Source organism: Allofournierella sp. CML151 (assembly GCF_027853465.1).
Taxonomy (GTDB): domain Bacteria; phylum Bacillota; class Clostridia; order Oscillospirales; family Ruminococcaceae; genus Allofournierella.
The window spans coordinates 1-18,827 of record NZ_JAPNNW010000018.1 but is presented as its reverse complement, the minus strand read 5'-3'; the positions used below and the strand labels follow the sequence as shown (position 1 = coordinate 18,827).

The following is an 18,827-nucleotide window of genomic DNA, read 5'->3' as shown; positions in this document are numbered from 1 at the left end:
GGCCGCTTTTTTTATGCCCTGAAACGGAGGGATTTTTTATGACACTCTTTGAACTGGTAAAACAGAATATTTGTGTGCCGGATGCGGCGGAACACTATGGGCTGCAAGTCAACCGAAACGGGATGTGCAGCTGTCCGTTCCATGAGGACCGGCACCCCAGCATGAAGCTGAACGAACGGTATTTTTACTGCTTCGGCTGCGGAGCCACCGGCGATGTGATCGACCTTGTGGCGAGGTTATTTGACCTGAGCAGCTACGAGGCAGCGCAGAAGCTGGCACAGGATTTTGGGATTGACCCGGACAAGCCCCCTGCGGCAGCGGTCCTGCCCAAACCGGAGCGTCCCCTGCTGACAGCATACCGGCAGGAAGAAGTGCGCTGTCTGCGGGTGCTGTGTGATTATCTGCATCTTCTGGAAAGCTGGAAGGTGCAGTACGCACCCAAGACACTGGAAGATGTTCTGGATGACCGGTTTGTGGAAGCCTGCCAGATGCTGGACTATGTGGAGTATCTGGCGGATTTGCTCATTGCCGCCGAACTGGAACAGCGGGTAAAAATCGTGGAAATGCTGAACAAGGATGGCCTGATTGCCGGTTTGGAGGAACGGCTGGACAGGCTGAAAAAGGAGGACGATGCCCATGAAAAACAAAGCGCAGCTTGACGGGATGCCCGTCTGGTTTGATGGAAAAAGCATCAACGAAGCCCTGTTTTGTGAGGAGTTCTTGCAGACGCACAAGATCATCTTCACAAACGGGGCTTTTTTCACGCCCGAAGGCCGTGTGACAGACGAACTGCCCCTGCGGGGAGAGATTTTTGAGGAGCTGAAATGCTGTGCGGTCAGCAACATTCCCCGCAAAATCAGCAACATCGTGGAGCTGATGAAGCTGGCGGCGCTGGCGGAGGATTTTCCCCCGGAGCCGGATCGGATTCATCTTTCCAATGGCACACTTTTTCTGGACGGAACCTTTGCGGAGGGAAAGCCGAAAATCGTCCGCAACCGTTTCCCCGTGGCCTACAACCCCAACGCCCCAAAGCCTGTTCTCTGGCTGCAATTTCTGGATGGCCTGCTCTACCCGGAGGACATCCCCACCTTGCAGGAATATATCGGCTACTGCCTGATTCCCAGCAACAAGGGACAACGGATGATGGTCATTAAGGGTAGCGGCGGCGAGGGCAAGTCGCAGATCGGCGCTGTTCTGGGAACTTTGTTCGGCTCCAACATGAAGGATGGCGGCATCGGGAAAATATCCGAGAACCGTTTTGCCCGTGCTGACCTGGAACATATCCTCCTGTGCGTGGACGACGATATGCGGATGGAAGCCCTGCGCCAGACCAACTATGTGAAATCCATTGTCACCGCCCAGGGCAAGATGGATTTGGAGCGCAAGGGCAAGCAGAGCTATCAGGGATGGATGTGCGCCCGGCTGCTGGCCTTCTCCAACGGGGATTTGCAGGCGCTGTTTGACAGGAGCGACGGATTTTACCGTCGCCAACTGGTGCTGACCACGAAAGAAAAACCGGCTGGCCGTGTGGACGATCCCGACCTGGCCGAGAAGATGAAAGCTGAGGTGGAGGGCATTCTGCTGTGGGCCTTTGAGGGATTGCAGCGACTGGCATCCAACAACTTCAAGTTTACCGAAAGTGACCGTACCAGAGAAAACCGGGAGGCAGTCAAACGGGACAATAACAATGTCTATGATTTTCTGGATTCTGACGGATATGTTCGCCTGAAAGTCGATCTATCTGCCAGCTCCAAAGAGCTGTATGAGGCATACCAGATTTACTGCACCGAAAACAATCTGCCCGCCCTGAAACCCCGCAGCTTCAGCGAAGCCCTGATTGCCTGCCAGAGCCGCTACAATCTGGAATACTGCAACAATGTGACCAATGCCGCCGGACGGCGGGTGCGTGGATTTCTGGGAATTGAGGTATTAGTGAAAAATAATATATCAGTGTTTTCCGGTGATTCGATGCGTACGTACGTACCGGAAGATGTGCCGGAAGAATGGCGGCGCTGAACCGTGTACGTACGTACGCTTTGATTGACCCTTGTTCTCCCTTTTATAGCAATTCGGCGGCTATGGCAGTCAGAATCACTGGTCAAATCCCCATGCAAAATCAAGGCAAGCGAGAATCGGAAAGTAGTTGACGATTGGCAGAAATCATTTTGCGAAATCGCGCTTTTCGCCCCGGTGAACCGGGTGCATGGAATTATGGGGAAATGCACGGTTTCAAGCCAAATCACACGAAACGGAAAAGTCAGAAAGTGCGACCTATGGACAGGACATCACACTGGCAATTCTGAACGGATTTGGTGACAAGGAGATTTTTCGCCACACAGCGAAGCGGTTATGCCAGAGGGCGTGCCAGCTTCGCTTTTTTATCAAGTAAATTTAGGAGGATTTTTGATGATGACGGTACGCAACGAAATCAAGGCACAGATCGTCCGGGCCGGATATACCATGCAGGAGGTAGTTAACCGGCTCCATGAGGAATACGGCTGGTCGGACAGTGTTTCCAACCTGTCCGCCAAGCTCCAGCGGGAATCCATCCGCTACAAGGAGGTTGTGGAGCTGGCCGATGTGCTGGGCTACGACCTGATCTGGCAGAAACGGAGGTAAATCTATGACAAGTGAAGAAAAGAAACTGTTGCAGGCAAAGCACCGCTTGGAGGAAGCCCAGGCACGGGATCGGGTGAAGGAACGAAAAGCCCGGACAAGGCGGCTCATTCAGGAGGGCGCTGTACTGGAAAAAGTGCTGCCGGAAGTACAGGCGGTAGGGCTTGATAATCTGGAAGAATACCTGCGGCGAAAGCTGGCAGCGCACGATTGAAAACGGCTGGGAGGTCTCCGGGAAACCGGGGCCTTCCTCTTTTCTATCCCGAAGGGCGCATTTACTCACCACCTGCTAAAGCAGGCGGTGGTAGCCCTCCCGTTGGTCGGGCACGTGCGCTCTCCGAGGGAGATTGCGGCTCCTGCGGGAGCCGCTGGACAAGGCTGCATTTCTGCCAAACTGACAGCCTTGTCCATGCAGTCGGCGCAGGGGTTTCCGTTTTGGAAGCCCCTGTTCATGGGGTGGTATATAGCCACCCCATCCCGCCGCCTGCCTGTGTCAACCTGCCACCGGCAGCTTGACACAGATACAGGGGTGGAACAAATCGTTCCGCCCCTGCTGGTGGTGCGTCGTATTTTACGACGTACCTGTTGCGATCAAGTACAGAAGAAGGGCTGCTGCGTTTCGCAGTAGCCCTTCAGAAAGGATGGTAGATAGTGGCGATTTATCATTTGGAGGCCAAGATGGTCAGCCGTGGAGCCGGACGCTCCGCTGTGGCTGCTGCGGCCTATCTGAGCTGTTCTCGGTTGCTCAATGAGTACGACGGAGTGCAGCATGACTATACCCGCAAACAAGGCCTTGGGTGGCGGCAGGTTTTTCTGCCAGCCACCGCCCCCGCAGAGTGGCAGGATCGAGAAATCCTGTGGAACGCTGTGGAGGAAACCGAAACCGCAAAGGACAGTCGCCTTGCCCGTGAATTTGTGGCGGCGCTGCCCATAGAACTGAGCCGAGAGGAACAAATCCAGCTCCTGCAAGATTTCATCAAGGAGCAGTTTGTAGCAGACGGAATGTGCGCTGATGCTGCCATCCACGACCCATATCCCCCCGGACACAATCCCCATGCCCATATCCTGCTGACGGTGCGCCCACTGGATGAAAAGGGGAAATGGCAGTACAAGACCGAGAAAGAATATCTCTGCGTCAAAGACAGCGAGGAACGGGGCTTCACCGCCGCTGAGTTCAAACAGGCACAGGGCGATGGCTGGGAGAAGCAGTATCAGTACAAGGTGGGCAAAAAGAAGGTGTATATGACCCCGTCCGCAGCGCAGGCGCAGGGCTATGAACGGGTATCCAAGTACCCCAAAAGCACCAAATACGGCAGACAAAATCCAATCTCTGAGCGTTGGAACAGCGAAGAGCAACTCGTCTTTTGGCGTAAGGCATGGGCAGATGTAACCAATCTTCATTTGGAACGTGCCGGACAGGAAGAACGTATCGATCATCGCAGCCATGCAGAACGAGGGCTTGAGGAGCAGCCCACCATTCATGAAGGTGTAATCGCAAGAGCACTGGAGAAAAAGGGGATCGTCTCTGATCGCTGTGAGCTGAACCGTCAGATCAAGGCGGACAATGCCCTGTTGCGGGAGTTAAAAGCGCAGATGAAGAAGATGGCACAGGCTGTCAAAAACAGTTTGCCTGCTATTGCGGAAGCTATGGAAACATTGCGTGCCAATATGATCGTATTTCGGTATCAGCTCCGTCATATCAGCCGGGGTAAGTACAAACTGAGTCAATATCTGGATGCTGCAAAGCCTACCTTTGCGGAGTATCTGGCGTTAGTGCAGAAAATCAAAACTGCCGCAAAGGAACGAAAAACCATGCTGACAGAGAAGAAAGAAATTTCTTTCTGGAATGCCTCAAAGCATAAGGAGCTATCTGCTAAAATTGCAAAGCTGACCGAAGATATTGAGGAACTGAAATCCGAAAAGGCTGTATTGCTTAATCAGCTGGACTATGCGGATGATAGTGGAATTGCTGCTATCAAAAAGGACATTGCTGACGCAGAAGCCAGTCTTTCCAAGTTGGAACAGCAGGAAAAAAAGTATTCTGCCCAGCTGGAGGCAGCCCTTAACGAGTACACTAATCTTAAAGTACGGGGTGCAGACTTTGATGCAGCAGAACTGTATGCACAGAGAATGATTTTGAGAGCAGATATAATGGCCGCTGCGGTTGACCATGTCCAAGCCGCTTATGGTGAAAAATATGATTCTGTGATGATGTTTAACAGCAAACGGGATGTGTCAGCTCTGCTTCACGACGAAGATAAATGTCGTGCTTATGAGCAGAAATCGTCACAGAAAAAGCAGCAGGAACATGGCAGTGAACAAAAGGAGAAATACAAACACCCTGAGCAGGAACGATAATTTTGCTTCTGTACGTATTGGCAGACTTTAGATTGGAATACCAGAAAAAACAGACCGTTGATCTTCACCTTTATATGAAAGATCAGCGGTCTGCTTTATTCGAATTTTCAAAAAAGAGATGGGTATATGAAGAATAAAAGGTTCTGACAGCTCAGCTTTTGGGAAGCATAGGGAGAATTTAAGCTTTCAGAGAAATGGCGCTAAAACAATAATATTTCAATACGTTAAATTGATTTTATTCGTAGTTTGGTATATAATATATTTTGTATATTTTTGTCAAAGTAACAGCTTTTACGGGAGATCCAGAGCATATTTAGGAGGCCTTATGATGGAGTATTGTTCAATTCGACAGATTTCCGAGAAATGGGGAATTTCTGTTCGTCGGATACAGGTACTTTGTGTTGAAAATCGTATTCCCGGTGCTGTTAAAATAGGATATTCATGGGTAATTCCTGCGGATGCTGAAAAACCCAAAGATGCAAGAGTGAAGTCTGGAAAGTATATAAAAAGCGGTACATGGCCCAATTGACAGAGGAGGTATAGTGTGGCGGATAAAATTGAATCCATTCCAGAAGCACGATTGCTGCTGGCCTCCCTGCGTTCTGTAGGGTATAACGAGGAAACTGCGATTGCGGATATTGTGGACAACTGTATTTCAGCTCAGGCCCATAAAATCAACATCCAATTTGACTGGGAAAAGAAACGAATTGTCATTGCTGATGATGGTTTTGGTATGAGTGAAAAGGACCTAATTGAGAATATGCGTATAGGGTCTTCTGATCCCAGCAAAATCCGAGCCAAAGATGATTTGGGACGATTTGGTATGGGTATGAAGACAGCAGCATTTTCTCTGGGGAAAAAGCTAACAGTTGTAACAAAGTCGAATTTTGCTGTAAGCAATGCATCTTGGGATCTGGACCAGATTCCGGAGATTGGCTGGAACTTGATTATCCGAGACGAAAGCGAAATTTCTGAATTTTCATCTCAGATGGGTGAGCAGGGTACGATTGTAATTATTGAAAACCTTGATCGAGTGATTGATATCGACGACGAAAAAAAAGCCCAGAATAAATTTTATAGGATTGCAAGCAAAACGGAAAAACATTTGGCACTTACATTCCATCGATTTATTGAAGAAGATAATCTCATTCTGGAATTAAATGGCACTCCAATTAAAGCATGGAATCCATTTATTTTAGAAAATAGTGCAACTCAGGAACTGCCGGAAGAATCAATTTTCTCAGATAATGGCTGTGCAGAGGTGACGATTCAGCCTTACGTTCTGCCACATAAAACGAAATTTGCAACCGATGATGATTATCAGGCAGCAGGCGGACCCAAAGGATGGAATTATCACCAGGGTATTTATGTTTACAGAAACAGACGCCTGATTATCTGCGGAACATGGTTTGACTACATAAAGAAAGAACCCGCATACAATTTGGCCCGCATTAAGATTGATATTACATCAGCCAGTGATGAGGACTGGAAAATTGATATTAAGAAGTCAACAGCTTCTCTGCCCAGTTATGTCAGGGAATCAGTTGAAAGAGAGATTGATCTTTGTACTGAAACTTCAGCTCGTGTATACAATTCACGTGGCAGTTACTCGAAGTCTAATGTCAGTACTCCCAACCTGGATTATGTATGGGAGCAGCGAAAAAAGAATGGTCGATATTCGTTTCATATTAACAGAAAACATTCTCTGCTGAATAATATCAAGAAGCAGTTGGACGACCAGGGTAAATCAACTTTATCAGCATATCTCGCTCTGGTTGAGAATTTCGCACCGTTTATGCAGTCCGGAGTAACAGATTCTCTGCAGAAAGGAAAAGTTGGTGGAGAGTCTGATAAGACCTCTTTGGAATATCAGGTACAAATCAAAGAATTGAAAGATATGATTATGGTCTTCTTGTCGCAGGGATTTACCAAAGAAGAAACGCAGTCTACGCTGTTGGACATGGCTAATTATAGACATCTCCGAGAGGAGATTATCAGACTGGTGGAGGAAGCATGATGATTAATACGCCGAAAGAATTGAGTGATATTGAAGTCGGTTTGTATAAGAGCGGATATGGGTTTTGCGAGAAGCTTGTAAAAGAAGAACATATAACTATTGCGGCAGCAGTCGAGAAAACAGCAGCAAAATTTGGCGGTTTAAATATGATTTCTGATATGGAATGTTTTAAAAAATTCCTGTTCAGTGAAGTGACCGCTTACACAGAGCCTTCTATTGGCGTGTGTGACCCAAATCTGGAAGATAAGACTTGGTGGGATGAGCTTAAACAAGATCCGAAATTTAAACCGGAATATTGGAGCCGTTACTATGACTATCTGCTGAGGAAGCCCTCTTGGAGCATTACAGCAGTAGAAGATATTAATTCATCTACGGATGAGATTATGAATGCTTTGACCAATCCTCGTAAGGGTGTAGCTGGTGAACGAATGGGCATGGTGTTCGGATATGTTCAATCTGGTAAAACGGCACATTACATCGGGATGATCAATAAGGCCTACGATGCAGGATATCGTATTGTGATTGTGCTGTCCGGCATCCATAACAGCCTTCGCAGCCAGACTCAGTCCCGTATCGATGAAGAAGTTCTGGGATACGAAACAAGTCTGGAAAGTATCGGAGATATGACCCGAGAGCGCAATGTGATCGGTGTTGGAGTAGGTCCTCACAACCAGGTCGAAACTGTTGTCCAGTCGATTACGACACGAGACGAAAAAGGTGATGTCAATAAAAAGACGGAAGGCGTATCTATGATGCCGCCGTTCATGATTGTTACAAAAAAGAATGCCTCGGTTCTGCGCAAAATCCTGCGGTTCTTCCGTAAAAATCATTGTGCAGAAATTATAGGCGGAAAGAAGAAAATCCCAGCAAAATATCCTGCACTCATTATTGATGATGAGGCGGATCAGGCTTCTATCAACACGAAAGAAAGCTATGACGATCAAGGAAATGTTTTGGATGATTATAATCCTACAACTATCAATGGATTGATTCGAGAGCTGCTTGGTGTATTTGAATGCCGTTCCTATATCGGCTATACTGCTACACCTTTTGCGAATATTTTTATTCCTCCCCACATCGACGATGAAAAATACGGAACAGACCTTTTCCCCAGAGATTTTATATACAGGTCTCCAAGAGCAGATCAGTATATTGGCGCAAGGGAATTCTTTGGATTAGGGAGTAACGAAGATATTCCTGCGATGCCGCTTTACCGGAAAATTGTGGACGGGGCAACGTATCTTGGCAGAGGTACAAAATCTACCGATCCAGTCGGAGAACTTCCCAAGGAGCTTAAACTGGCTGTGAAATACTTCCTTTTGTCTACTGCACTTAGGAACTGCAGAGGACAAAGGAACAAACCAAATACGATGCTAATCCATATTGTCCGCTTCGTTGGCCAGCAAAATAAGGTTAAACAAAAGGTTCTGAAATATTTTAAAGAAGAGATTGAGAACCATATTCGCTATGGTGATCCCATCATTGAAAGTGAGCTTAAGTCGATTTGGGAAGAAGACTATGTTCCTACAACCAGCAAAATGAGGGCGCAGTTCAGCAAATATATGTCTGGGTGTGATAATGTTAGCTGGGACTGCATCTGGTCTGAAGCTAAACGCCTGATCGCTGACAAGGAAATCAGTGTATATAGTGTCAATGGTAAGAGCGATGATGTTCTTCTTTACAAAAACCATGAAGGAAAACCATTCAATGTCATTGTCATTGGCGGCGACAAACTCTCCAGAGGCTTGACACTGGAAGGACTGACAGTGAGCTATTTTACCCGCAGCTCTAATACATACGATACCCTTATGCAGATGGGACGATGGTTCGGCTTCCGTCCGGGATACCTGGATGCCTGCAGGTTGTTTACTACGCCCACTCTCTATGCAAGCTTTTCCCACATTTCTATGGCTACCGAAGATCTTGCAGCGCAATTTGACTTTATGAATAGCGTAGTTCAGACTCCAAAGGACTTTGGCCTGCGGGTAGCATCTCATCCGACGTTGGAAATTACCAGTCGGAATAAGATGAGAACGGGTCAGGAGTTTAAGCGGGATTTCAGCGGCAAGCTGAGTCAAACTCGTGTTTTTGACATTGATGGTGAGCAGTATGACAGAAACTTTGAAGCTGTCGAAGACCTTCTGTATGCGATTAAGGGCTGCCGTATAACAGCGGAGCAATATCAGCAGATACTTGGAAGAAAAGCTCCCGGTGAGCATTTCTTCTATCAAAATGTATCTGCCCATGATATTGCCAACTTTTTTGAAAGTTATGAAACATCTAAAACTGCGACCAGAGCAAACAGCAAATATATGGCAGATTATATCCGTACCATGAATGCGGATGGAATTGGTGGAGTTAAATCGTGGACCGTTTGTCTGATAAATATGGATAATGGAGAAAAATTCGATATTGCTGATTTGCAGGGAGTAGGAGGAGGTATTCTCAGAAGAGAGGGTACAGGTGTGGATTTCTCCGCAACAACCGCCTCTATCCATACTATGACATCTGCAGATCATGAGTATATGGATTATGATAACGATACATATAAGCGGGTTCTGGAGCTGAAAGAAAAATATAAAAATGATCCTTCTAAGACAAAAATTAATGAAATTATTCGCAGAGAAACAAGACCATTCACAAATGGATTTTTGATTCTGTACCCTATTGGGCAAGCAGGAAGGCTGACTGATGAACGTGGGGACCACAAGCCTCCCTTTGGATTTGCTGCGGTATTCCCTGATCGAAAGGGAAAGGGTGACCTCAAATCCTATCGGATGAATGATATTGCATTGGAGAAAGACAGCAATGAGTTTTACGGCTGATATTTACAACGAAATATTGTCCGACATATTTTCAGGGACAGGTCAGACTTCCCCCTTTGCGATGCGGCTGGTGAAGTTTGACAATGGCATTATGATTGCCTTTGCAGTCAACATTGCCACAAGAATGCGCTCAGCGTTTTTATCTGTGACTTCAGAAGCTCCTAAGAGCAGATTTCCGCACTGGAAAGGCGTTGAAATTGAAACAGCTACACTGCCAGCATATGGAATTGATACGCCTTTTGTTGGTCTTTCTCAGCTGCCAAATAGCGCCAGTGACATTTTTGAAATTGTTGTTGAAGACCTGAGAAGCCAGTTGGAAGCAGCAGAAAACACCGAGGAGTCCTTATCTGTCATCATCACAGTTCTAACAAAGTGGAAGGAGTTTTTTGCTGCTGATAAAGAGCTGCTGATGTCTGAAGAGCGTCAGCAGGGACTTTATGGAGAGTTGCTGTTTTTGGGTGAGTGCTTGGATTCACAAGGGGTGGGAGCAGTTTCACATTGGGCTGGCAGTGAAGATGAAACCCATGATTTCTACTTTGGCCCTCATGCAGTTGAAGTGAAGACCACCTCTGCGCAGGCTCCCTATTTTGCCAGTATCAGCAGTGAATACCAGCTGGATAATGGTGATATTCCGGGAAAATTATTCCTGCGTTTCTATGCGCTTCGCAGAAGTCACAGCGGGGGTGAAAAACTGCCGGAACGAATTGCAGCCATTCGCAGCAGGCTGAGTGAAGATGTATCGAGCCTGCAAAAGTTTGATGAAAAACTAAAGAAGTACGGCTATTTTGATGAAGCTGCAGATAGTTATACCATTGGCTACTATCAGCGAGATCTTTATTGCTTTGCAGTAAATGGCGATTTTCCGAAAATCACGAAAGAAGCAGTACCGCTGGGCGTTTCGGATCTTACATACCGAGTCAGCATCATGCTTTGTATGCCGTATGCCCAAGATATAAAATCCGTATTTGAAGTTTTGAAAGGAGGGGCCTAATTGTGGTAAACGAGAAAATTCTCGAATTTTACGAAGAATTTCGAGATGAAGTTCTTGGGTATGTGAAAGAGAACGGCCCTATTTCTACAAATACGGCTTTCAAAGCCTTGTTTCTGTCCTACCTAACGGAAGCGGGAGAAACTCTTGTTTCGGACTGTACGTTGGTGGACTTCAAAAAGGATGGGGAGAATATGAAACTGGACGGCTATGCGTTCAGTGAGTATTTCCATTCGCTTACCCTGCTTGTGAGCAAGTATCAGGCTAAGCCGCAGCCGGAAAAGGTGAAGAAAACTGAAATTGACAGGCTTTTGAAAAAAGCCTTGAAATTCTATAAAACTTGCGGCACTGACTCGTTTGAGGCCTTAGAAGAATCCAGTGATGGTTACCAAGCGTATGAGTTTATCAAAGGTCATAAAGAGGATATTGAAACAGTTAATATCATTTTGCTGACCAATGATGAAACGATTCGATATATTCCGGAAGACACTCGTCATGGAAAGGTCACTATTCGCTTCGATGTTTGGGATATTGAACGACTGTATCAAAGTGTTCTTGGTGGTGCTGCAGTGGAGCGCCAGCTTGTTGTAAAACTGAAGAAAAAGTATGGTGCATCTTTGCCTCTAATTAAAGTGAGAGGCGATAATGAAATCTATGACTGCTATATTGGTGTCATTTCCGGTGAGCTGTTAGCACGGATTTATGAAGCCGAGGGTCAAGATCTAATCCAAAAGAATGTCCGTTCTTTTCTGCAGGCAACAGGTAAGGTCAACAAAGGAATTAAGGCATCGTTAGCCAGCGAACCTCAAATGTTTATGGCCTACAACAACGGTATTTCAACTGTTGCGGATGGTATTGACATTGATGAAAGTCATAGCAGCGGAGATGTTGTAACCATTACAGAAATCACCGGCTGGCAGATTGTTAATGGCGGTCAAACTACAGCATCGATTTACAATGCCTATAAGTCAAAACTTCCTCTGGATCAGGTAAATGTGCAGATTAAGCTGTCTGTTATCAAGAAAAAAGACCAAGCCGAAGATATTATTCATAATATTTCTAAGTACGCAAATAGCCAAAATAAAATCAATATGTCTGACTTCAATGCCAATGATGCATACCATGTAAAGATGGAACGTCTATCCAGGGCAACACCGATCCCTGTGGCAAGGGGAAAATCGACAGACTATTGGTTCTATGAGAGAGCCAGAGGACAGTATTTAGTTGAATTGAGTCGGCAGCCAACCGCAGCGGCTAAAAAGGAATTCAAGAGCCGTTGTCCGAAGAATCGCTGCATTTCTAAAACTGTAGCAGCCAAATGTGTGATGGCTTATCAGGGCTATCCGTATATTGTCAGCAAAGGTCTGGAAACCAGCTTTGTCTATTTCTCGGATATGGTCTCCAAGGGTGAATTCCCTGAGCCATCTGAACAGAGCTACATTGACATGATTTCTAAGGTGATATTGTTCAATAGCTGTGATGAAATCATCAAGAATTTAAAATTTGGCGGTTTTAAAGCTCAGCAAGACTATTATACCGTGGCACTAATTGGAAAATATCATTCAGGTTTAATCAACCCGCAGGAAATCTGGAATAACCAGACAATCAATGCGGAGACGGCAAGGGTCATAGAAGAATTGGCCTATTTTGTATGGGAACATTTTCAGAATCCTACAGTTCCTGGCGTAAATATTGGACAGTGGTGCAAAAAGGAAGATTGCTGGGAACTGCTTCAGAGCCGTTATGAAGCAAAAATGGAAAAGCGGGAGAATTGAGAAAAATGCCATATTCAGTAGTGGATCTGTTTGCAGGGGCCGGTGGATTGAGCTTGGGTTTCGTGCAGACAGGAAAATATGAGATAAAGGTTGCTTTCGAGCGGGAACCGCACATGCAGGCAACTTATCATCGCAACCATCCGACTGTCGAGCTGCAAGGAGATGTATGCGGCGCAGATTATGCGGATATACAGAGGAGACACGGAGCCATTGACGTTGTCATTGGAGGTCCTCCCTGCCAAGGGTTTTCAAATGCAAATCGGCAGAAAAACCATGCAATCAGCCAGAATAATATGCTGGTAAAGCAGTATATTCGAGCAATTAGAGAGTTGCAGCCAAAGGCGTTTGTCATGGAAAATGTTAGTATGCTTCGATCTGACGTTCATCGGTTTTACATGGAGGAAACAGATCTGGATATTGTGGAAGAGTATCAGATCCCGAATAAAAACACGCCGTTGCATTTGCTGAGCTCAGAATTTGTGTTTGATGGCGCATTGGAGATAGTTCAAAACTTGGAATTGCTCCAGCAGAGACTTTGGCCTGAAAATCACTATCGAGAACTGAATATCATCTTCAAAGGTGAAAAAAACGCTGATAAGATGAAAAAATCTTTGGAAAAACACCGGCGCAAGCTTACCGAAATCGCTCAAGCCTATATTGAAGACGATGCAGACAATTACATTGCGCAGAAATCCAGAGAAGCATTTCAGGCAATTATAGATTATTTTGATGGCATTCTTGAAGCGGATAGAATTCACACCTTAATTGAGCCTGCGATTATGATTCAACGCATGCTAAGTAAAGCAAAGGAAATCTTTGATAACCATATCCATGTGGATTCATATGAGTGTACAGAAAAAGATGGTCTCCTGGCAAATATTCGATCATTTGCGGTTTTTGATTATCTAAAAAGTATTCTTACATCTGGAGAAGATGGATATGTGATCAATAGCGGTGTTTTGTGCGCCGCAGATTTTGGAGCGCCCCAGAAAAGAGAACGCTTTGTTGTTATGGGGATTAAGAAAAGTATTTCCGCTGTGGTGTTTCTGCCTTCCAGAAAGATTAAAGATGGACATTATAAAACTGTTCACGATGCAATTTATGATTTGGAAGATGTTCCGCCTGTATATGATTTGGCAGACGATGAGGAAGGAATTCCGCTGGAACATAAGGAGCAGTTGAGTTCAGTAGCACAGCAACTGAGAGATTCGGATATTCTGAAGAACCATATCATTACTAAAACTACTGATGTAGCAATGGCAAGATTTAAAGCGCTGCATCAAGGAGAAAATTTCCATAGTTTGGAAGAATCACTCAAAACCAATACCTATACCGATGTGAAAAGGACTCAAAATACGATTTATTTGCGGTTGAACTATAATGAACCAAGCGGAACAGTGCTTAATGTTCGAAAGTCTATGTGGATTCATCCTACCCTGGATCGGGCAATCAGTATCCGAGAAGCAGCCCGGTTGCAGACATTCCCTGATAGCTTTGTATTTTGCGGATCTAAAGATAAACAATACCAGCAGGTAGGAAATGCCGTACCTCCAATTATGGCAAAGGCGATTGCTAAGCAGCTTGCGGCAACTTTAGGTAAAAAACTTCGTGAGGCAGAACAAGAAAATGGCTGATAATCACTCAAAAGAAGTTCGCAGCAAAAATATGTCACATATTCGAAGCACGAATTCAAAGCCAGAAGAGATTGTCAGGAAGTATCTGTTTTCTAAAGGCTTTCGATATAGAAAAAATGTTCGAACCTTGCCGGGATGCCCTGATATTGTTTTGCCTAAATATCATACCGTGATTTTTGTAAATGGCTGTTTTTGGCATAAACATGACTGTGGGAGGTTTGTTTGGCCCTCTTCCAACACTGAATATTGGATACCCAAAATAAATCGGAACGTTGAACGGGATAAGCAGAACCACAAGAAGCTTATAGACATGGGTTGGAAGGTACTGATTATTTGGGAATGCGAACTAAAAAAGAATGTGCGGGAAAAACGCTTAACAAAACTTTGTGGCGAAATCATCTCTTGATAGCGTATTAGGGGGGAGAAATCTGGAAAATATTATTAGGTTGTTGCATGATGATGGAATAGAGTATATTGAAGAAACAGTTGGCGGAATGTCTCTGCTTGAACGTCAAATTTTTTTTGTCAACTGTATTAAGGTGATTGATAAATCATACTACGATTATGTAATGACCAAGAGCGATGAGAGTGCAACATTCTTCTTTGATATCTTAAAATATGCCTACCCGGTGCTAATTAAATATCTATGGACAAAAGATTTTGAAACTCTTATGGCAACACCGTTAGCTCGTGCAGATTCAGATGATATATATCGATGTCGAGTTTTTCTGTGTAGCTGTAGAATCGTAGGGCAAACCGAATACATACTTGATATGGAAAAATGTGGATATGTATCTGTGTGCTCTAAAAATGGTATCTGCGTAATCAAATGTCTACAGAACAACTGCTGGATTGAATATTTTGATTCAAGATGGGCGGATTTTTACGAAAATTTATTGTTTTCATTGATGCAGAATGATAAACGCATTACTGCACTACAAGAGCGGTGGCCGATCATCAAGGAGGAGATGCGACCGCTATGCTTTGTCTGGCTGAAGGAATTTATTGGCTACAACTCAACGATGAATATAGAAAGTTATTTTAATGATGTTGCCTATTATGATGCTATTCATAGCACAGAATGGGACTACTTTCCGGAACAAAGTAAATTTAATAGAGTTGCTTACGGCAACTTTACAGATACTATTATTGATTTATCTGGTTACGCAGCAAAACATATCCGTTTTACTGAGCTTCTACAATCATCCCATCCAGAACTACTTGCAGAAAATCTTTTCTATAACATTAGAATGGAAGATGAAACGCTTCGATTAATTCGGGAAAATCGGGAGTGTTCTGAGCAGGACGCTTACACGATATTATCGTGCATATCATTGTCTTCGGACAATAGTGAACTGTACAATTATGGACAAGTAAATTGTGCACCTTTAATTAAAATATCCAGGAATCAATATCTGCACTCTGTAGCTGGATCACTATTTCATCCATTCTCTTTTTTGCTGAGTTCGCTACAGCAGAGGTTTTTAAACGACTTTTCACGGAATATTAATTCCAGAGAGACGATATTTAGAAAGCAACTATATGAAATAGTAGGCAATAGTTTTACTTGCATCAATCATAATATTGTCATTAAACACGGTGGTAAGGTTGTCACGGATATCGATGCGGCAATGGTAGATAAAATTAGCGGAGAGATTGCATTGTTTCAACTTAAGTGGCAGAACCAAACTGTAGATTCTATTCGTTCATTGCATAGCAAAGCCCAGAATTATACTAAGGAAACAATGTACTGGGTTCAATCCGTTAAACAATGGATTGAACATACTTCAGAGGCTGAAATTGCTGGACATTTGGGAAATGGTATCAAAAGAAAAAATATTGATAAATCTAAAATTTTTCTCTTTGTTCTTGGACGGAACCATGGAAATTATTCAGGCGAAAAATTAACAAGCGAAAAAACTGTATGGGCACAATGGTTTCAGTTGCTTCAGTGCCTATTGATTCTGCCGAAGGATTTTACAATTGCAGATCTGTACAATATACTTCAGAAAAGTTCTCCGTTTGATGCAAATGTAAAGCAAAAATCGCAGGAGTACAGTATTGGTCCGTATAAAATTATAGTAGAAAGTACCGATGATGAGTATTGATCACATTATTCTTATCTGACTATTATACGCCAGAAACCCAGTCCACGATTGCACTATGAACCGGGTTTCTCTGCAGGCTGAGGGGGCTGCCGTGTCTATCGGTAGCCCTTTATTATTTATGAAAAGTGAAAGATAACAATTTATTAGTTTTGAACACTTCGCAGAATTTACCCTTGACAAATCCACTCTCAGAAGGAGCTGCTGATGGAAAAGCCGAACAGGGCCAGAGCGGTGGCCGCCACGCTCACCGCCGTGATCACCCCGGCACTGAACCGGCGAATCAGCCGGTCGCACTGCAGGCTGGACACGATGGTTCCCACCGCGATGATGGCGGAAAGGATGCCCGCGTAGGAAACCGGCACTTCGAATTGCTGGTAGATGGTGGGCCAGGCGGAACCCAGCAGGGAATCCGGCAGCCCCAGACTGATAAAGGAAAGATAGATCACCGCCAGAAGCAGCGAAGTCATAAAACGCACCCCTCTTTTTGCCGGAGGGGCCCGTGCCGCTCCGGTCATGTTTGTGCAAGCACAACGCCGATTATAGCACCCGGCCGTGCAAAAGCAAAGCCCCCGGTGGAGATTTTTCCACCGGGGGCTCGTTGTATGGTTGAAAGTTTACTTGGCGTATTCCACCGCGCGGCTCTCGCGGATCACGTTCACCTTGATCTGGCCGGGGTAATCCAGCTCTTCCTCGATCTTCTTGGTGATGGAACGGGCCAGCAGGATCAGCTGGTCGTCGCTGATGGCATCCGGCTTTACCATGATGCGTACCTCGCGGCCAGCCTGCACGGCAAAGGCGTTCTCCACGCCCTCGAAGCTGCAGCTGATCTCTTCCAGATTCTCCAGCCGCTTGATGTAGCTTTCCAGGTTCTCGCGGCGGGCGCCGGGACGGGCGGCGCTGATGGCGTCGGCAGCCATCACGATGAAGGCCAGCGGAGTCTTAGGCTCCACATCGCCGTGGTGCGCCTCGATGGCGTGGATCACGGCGGGGTTCTCCTTGTACTTGCGGGCGATCTCCACACCGATCTGGATGTGGCTGCCTTCGATCTCGTGGTCCAGGGCCTTGCCGATGTCATGCAGCAGACCGGCGCGGCGGGCCTGGGTCACGTTCACGCCCATCTCGCCAGCCAGCAGGCCGGACAGATAGGAAACCTCCAGAGAGTGGTTCAGCACGTTCTGGCCGAAGCTGGTGCGGAACTTCAAACGGCCCAGCAGCTTCACAATGTCGGGATGGATGCCGTGGATGCCCACCTCCATCACCGCGCGCTCGCCTTCACGCTTCATGGACAGCTCCAGCTCGCGGCGGCACTTCTCCACCGTCTCCTCGATGCGGGCGGGATGGATGCGGCCGTCGGCGATCAGGCGCTCCAGCGTCATGCGGGCCACCTCGCGGCGGGCCTGGTCGAAGCTGGACAGGGTGATGGCCTCGGGGGTATCGTCGATGATCAGGTCCACACCGGTGGCGGTCTCCAGGGCGCGGATGTTGCGGCCCTCGCGGCCGATGATGCGGCCCTTCATCTCGTCGTTGGGCAGGGGAACCACACTCACGGTGGTCTCGCTGGAATGGTCGGCGGCGCAGCGGGCGATGGCCTGGCCGATCATCTCGCGGGCCATGGTGTCGCACTCATCCTTCAGGTTGGACTCGTAGGCGCTGATGCGCATGGCCTTCTCGTGGGTCAGCTCCTGATCCAGGCGGTTCAGCAGCAGGTGCTTGGCATCCTCCTGGGTCAGACCGGCGATGGTCTCCAGCTTTTCCATCTGGCGCAGCTTCAGCTGTTCCAGTTCGTCCAGCTTGGCTTCCACCAGCTCGCTGCGGCGGCGCTGCTCCTCTTCCTTCTGCTCCAGGGCGGCCACCTTCTTGTCCAGGGATTCCTCCTTCTGGTCCAGGCGGCGCTCCTGGCGGCTCAGCTCGCTGCGGCGCTCCTTGATTTCCTTGTCGGCCTCGGTCTTCATGCGCAGGGCTTCGTCCTTGGCCTCGATCACGGTCTCTTTGCGTTTTTGTTCTGCGGTCTTGATGGCGTCGTTCACAATCCGCATTGCTTCTTCTTCGGCGCTGCCGATCTTTGCTTCAGCGGTTTTGCGCCGGTAGCTCTGGCCCAGGAAAAAGCCTGCGGCCACGCCGGCGGCGATTGCAACGACTGCCACCAGTACCAATACGATAATGGACGGCAATGGTTTCAACTCCTCAAATAAAACTGGTATCTGAGATGACCGCCATGGCGCAGGGGCAGACCGGCTGGTTGCGGGGCCTGGAACGAACGGCACGCAGCACAACGATACCGCCGCACAGGCGGTGCGGCGGGAAGCATGCAAGCGGGCTGGATTGAATTATTGCAAGGCAGCAGGGCATGCTGCCGGTGTTCGTTTGGAAATACTCACAGAATCTTGCGTATATTTCACAAAAAGCAGGGCGGACCCTGCGGCTGATCATCTAATATACTTACTATTTATTTTAATGACGAGTTCACAAATTGTCAAGAAATATTGACAATCCCGAAGGGAAGGTA

Annotated in this window: 14 protein-coding genes and 1 pseudogene; 13 read left to right on the top strand and 2 right to left on the bottom strand. The window is 46.6% G+C overall.

The window, feature by feature from the left end; all coding sequences use genetic code 11:
* Nucleotides 1–38: 38 nt before the first annotated feature.
* The 13 genes from PH256_RS11975 to PH256_RS11915 all read left to right on the top strand — a co-directional run bounded on the left by PH256_RS11975 (nt 39) and on the right by PH256_RS11915 (nt 16,321).
* Nucleotides 39–659 (top strand): CHC2 zinc finger domain-containing protein, encoded by a 621-nt coding sequence (locus tag PH256_RS11975; protein WP_087181192.1) that lies wholly within the window; start codon nt 39–41, stop codon nt 657–659.
* A complete protein-coding gene (locus PH256_RS11970) occupies nt 637–2,016 on the top strand; it encodes a DNA primase family protein (protein ID WP_270914361.1) in 1,380 nt (459 codons plus the stop codon). Before PH256_RS11975 ends, PH256_RS11970 begins: the two co-directional genes overlap by 23 nt.
* Before the next feature lie 393 nt (nt 2,017–2,409).
* Nucleotides 2,410–2,619 (top strand): LLM class flavin-dependent oxidoreductase, encoded by a 210-nt coding sequence (locus PH256_RS11965; RefSeq protein ID WP_442866663.1) that lies wholly within the window; start codon nt 2,410–2,412, stop codon nt 2,617–2,619.
* A 4-nt stretch (nt 2,620–2,623) separates the two neighbouring features.
* The gene (locus tag PH256_RS11960) at nt 2,624–2,830 is read left to right on the top strand and encodes a DUF3847 domain-containing protein (protein ID WP_204890080.1); all 207 of its coding nucleotides are present in this window, start codon (nt 2,624–2,626) and stop codon (nt 2,828–2,830) included.
* 437 nt (nt 2,831–3,267) lie between these two features.
* Nucleotides 3,268–4,974 (top strand): MobQ family relaxase, encoded by a 1,707-nt coding sequence (gene mobQ, locus PH256_RS11955; RefSeq protein ID WP_270914359.1) that lies wholly within the window; start codon nt 3,268–3,270, stop codon nt 4,972–4,974.
* Nucleotides 4,975–5,302: 328 nt separating this feature from the next.
* Nucleotides 5,303–5,503, top strand: coding sequence for a DNA-binding protein (locus PH256_RS11950; protein ID WP_270914392.1), 201 nt, complete (start codon nt 5,303–5,305; stop codon nt 5,501–5,503).
* A 15-nt stretch (nt 5,504–5,518) separates the two neighbouring features.
* Nucleotides 5,519–6,991, top strand: coding sequence for an ATP-binding protein (locus PH256_RS11945; RefSeq protein ID WP_270914358.1), 1,473 nt, complete (start codon nt 5,519–5,521; stop codon nt 6,989–6,991).
* The gene (locus PH256_RS11940; RefSeq protein ID WP_270914357.1) at nt 6,988–9,816 is read left to right on the top strand and encodes a Z1 domain-containing protein; all 2,829 of its coding nucleotides are present in this window, start codon (nt 6,988–6,990) and stop codon (nt 9,814–9,816) included. The genes PH256_RS11945 and PH256_RS11940 overlap by 4 nt, the downstream gene beginning before the upstream one ends.
* Nucleotides 9,800–10,807: a PD-(D/E)XK motif protein gene (locus tag PH256_RS11935; protein WP_270914356.1), complete on the top strand. Its 1,008-nt coding sequence runs from the start codon at nt 9,800–9,802 to the stop codon at nt 10,805–10,807. The genes PH256_RS11940 and PH256_RS11935 overlap by 17 nt, the downstream gene beginning before the upstream one ends.
* 2 nt (nt 10,808–10,809) lie before the next feature.
* The gene (locus PH256_RS11930) at nt 10,810–12,579 is read left to right on the top strand and encodes an AIPR family protein (protein WP_270914355.1); all 1,770 of its coding nucleotides are present in this window, start codon (nt 10,810–10,812) and stop codon (nt 12,577–12,579) included.
* Nucleotides 12,580–12,599: 20 nt separating this feature from the next.
* Entirely contained in the window at nt 12,600–14,213 is a 1,614-nt protein-coding gene (locus PH256_RS11925; RefSeq protein WP_333766409.1) for a DNA cytosine methyltransferase, read from the top strand.
* Nucleotides 14,206–14,619, top strand: a complete 414-nt coding sequence (locus PH256_RS11920; protein ID WP_270914353.1) for a very short patch repair endonuclease — start codon at nt 14,206–14,208, stop codon at nt 14,617–14,619. Before PH256_RS11925 ends, PH256_RS11920 begins: the two co-directional genes overlap by 8 nt.
* Nucleotides 14,600–16,321 (top strand): hypothetical protein, encoded by a 1,722-nt coding sequence (locus tag PH256_RS11915; RefSeq protein WP_270914352.1) that lies wholly within the window; start codon nt 14,600–14,602, stop codon nt 16,319–16,321. The genes PH256_RS11920 and PH256_RS11915 overlap by 20 nt, the downstream gene beginning before the upstream one ends.
* Nucleotides 16,322–16,512: 191 nt before the next feature.
* Here PH256_RS11915 and PH256_RS11910 read toward each other — a convergent pair.
* Nucleotides 16,513–16,788 (bottom strand): annotated as a pseudogene (locus tag PH256_RS11910) (MFS transporter); the annotation flags it as partial.
* Nucleotides 16,789–16,935: 147 nt separating this feature from the next.
* Nucleotides 16,936–18,492, bottom strand: coding sequence for a ribonuclease Y (gene rny, locus PH256_RS11905; RefSeq protein WP_087185454.1), 1,557 nt, complete (start codon nt 18,490–18,492; stop codon nt 16,936–16,938).
* Nucleotides 18,493–18,827: the final 335 nt, after the last annotated feature.

Coding starts and splice junctions, on each gene's coding strand:
- PH256_RS11920 (WP_270914353.1), top strand. CDS start 14,206: ATGGCTGATAATCACTCAAAAGAAGTTCGCAGCAAAAATATGTCACAT.
- PH256_RS11975 (WP_087181192.1), top strand. CDS start 39: ATGACACTCTTTGAACTGGTAAAACAGAATATTTGTGTGCCGGATGCG.
- PH256_RS11950 (WP_270914392.1), top strand. CDS start 5,303: ATGGAGTATTGTTCAATTCGACAGATTTCCGAGAAATGGGGAATTTCT.
- PH256_RS11970 (WP_270914361.1), top strand. CDS start 637: ATGAAAAACAAAGCGCAGCTTGACGGGATGCCCGTCTGGTTTGATGGA.
- PH256_RS11965 (WP_442866663.1), top strand. CDS start 2,410: ATGACGGTACGCAACGAAATCAAGGCACAGATCGTCCGGGCCGGATAT.
- PH256_RS11960 (WP_204890080.1), top strand. CDS start 2,624: ATGACAAGTGAAGAAAAGAAACTGTTGCAGGCAAAGCACCGCTTGGAG.
- PH256_RS11935 (WP_270914356.1), top strand. CDS start 9,800: ATGAGTTTTACGGCTGATATTTACAACGAAATATTGTCCGACATATTT.
- PH256_RS11940 (WP_270914357.1), top strand. CDS start 6,988: ATGATGATTAATACGCCGAAAGAATTGAGTGATATTGAAGTCGGTTTG.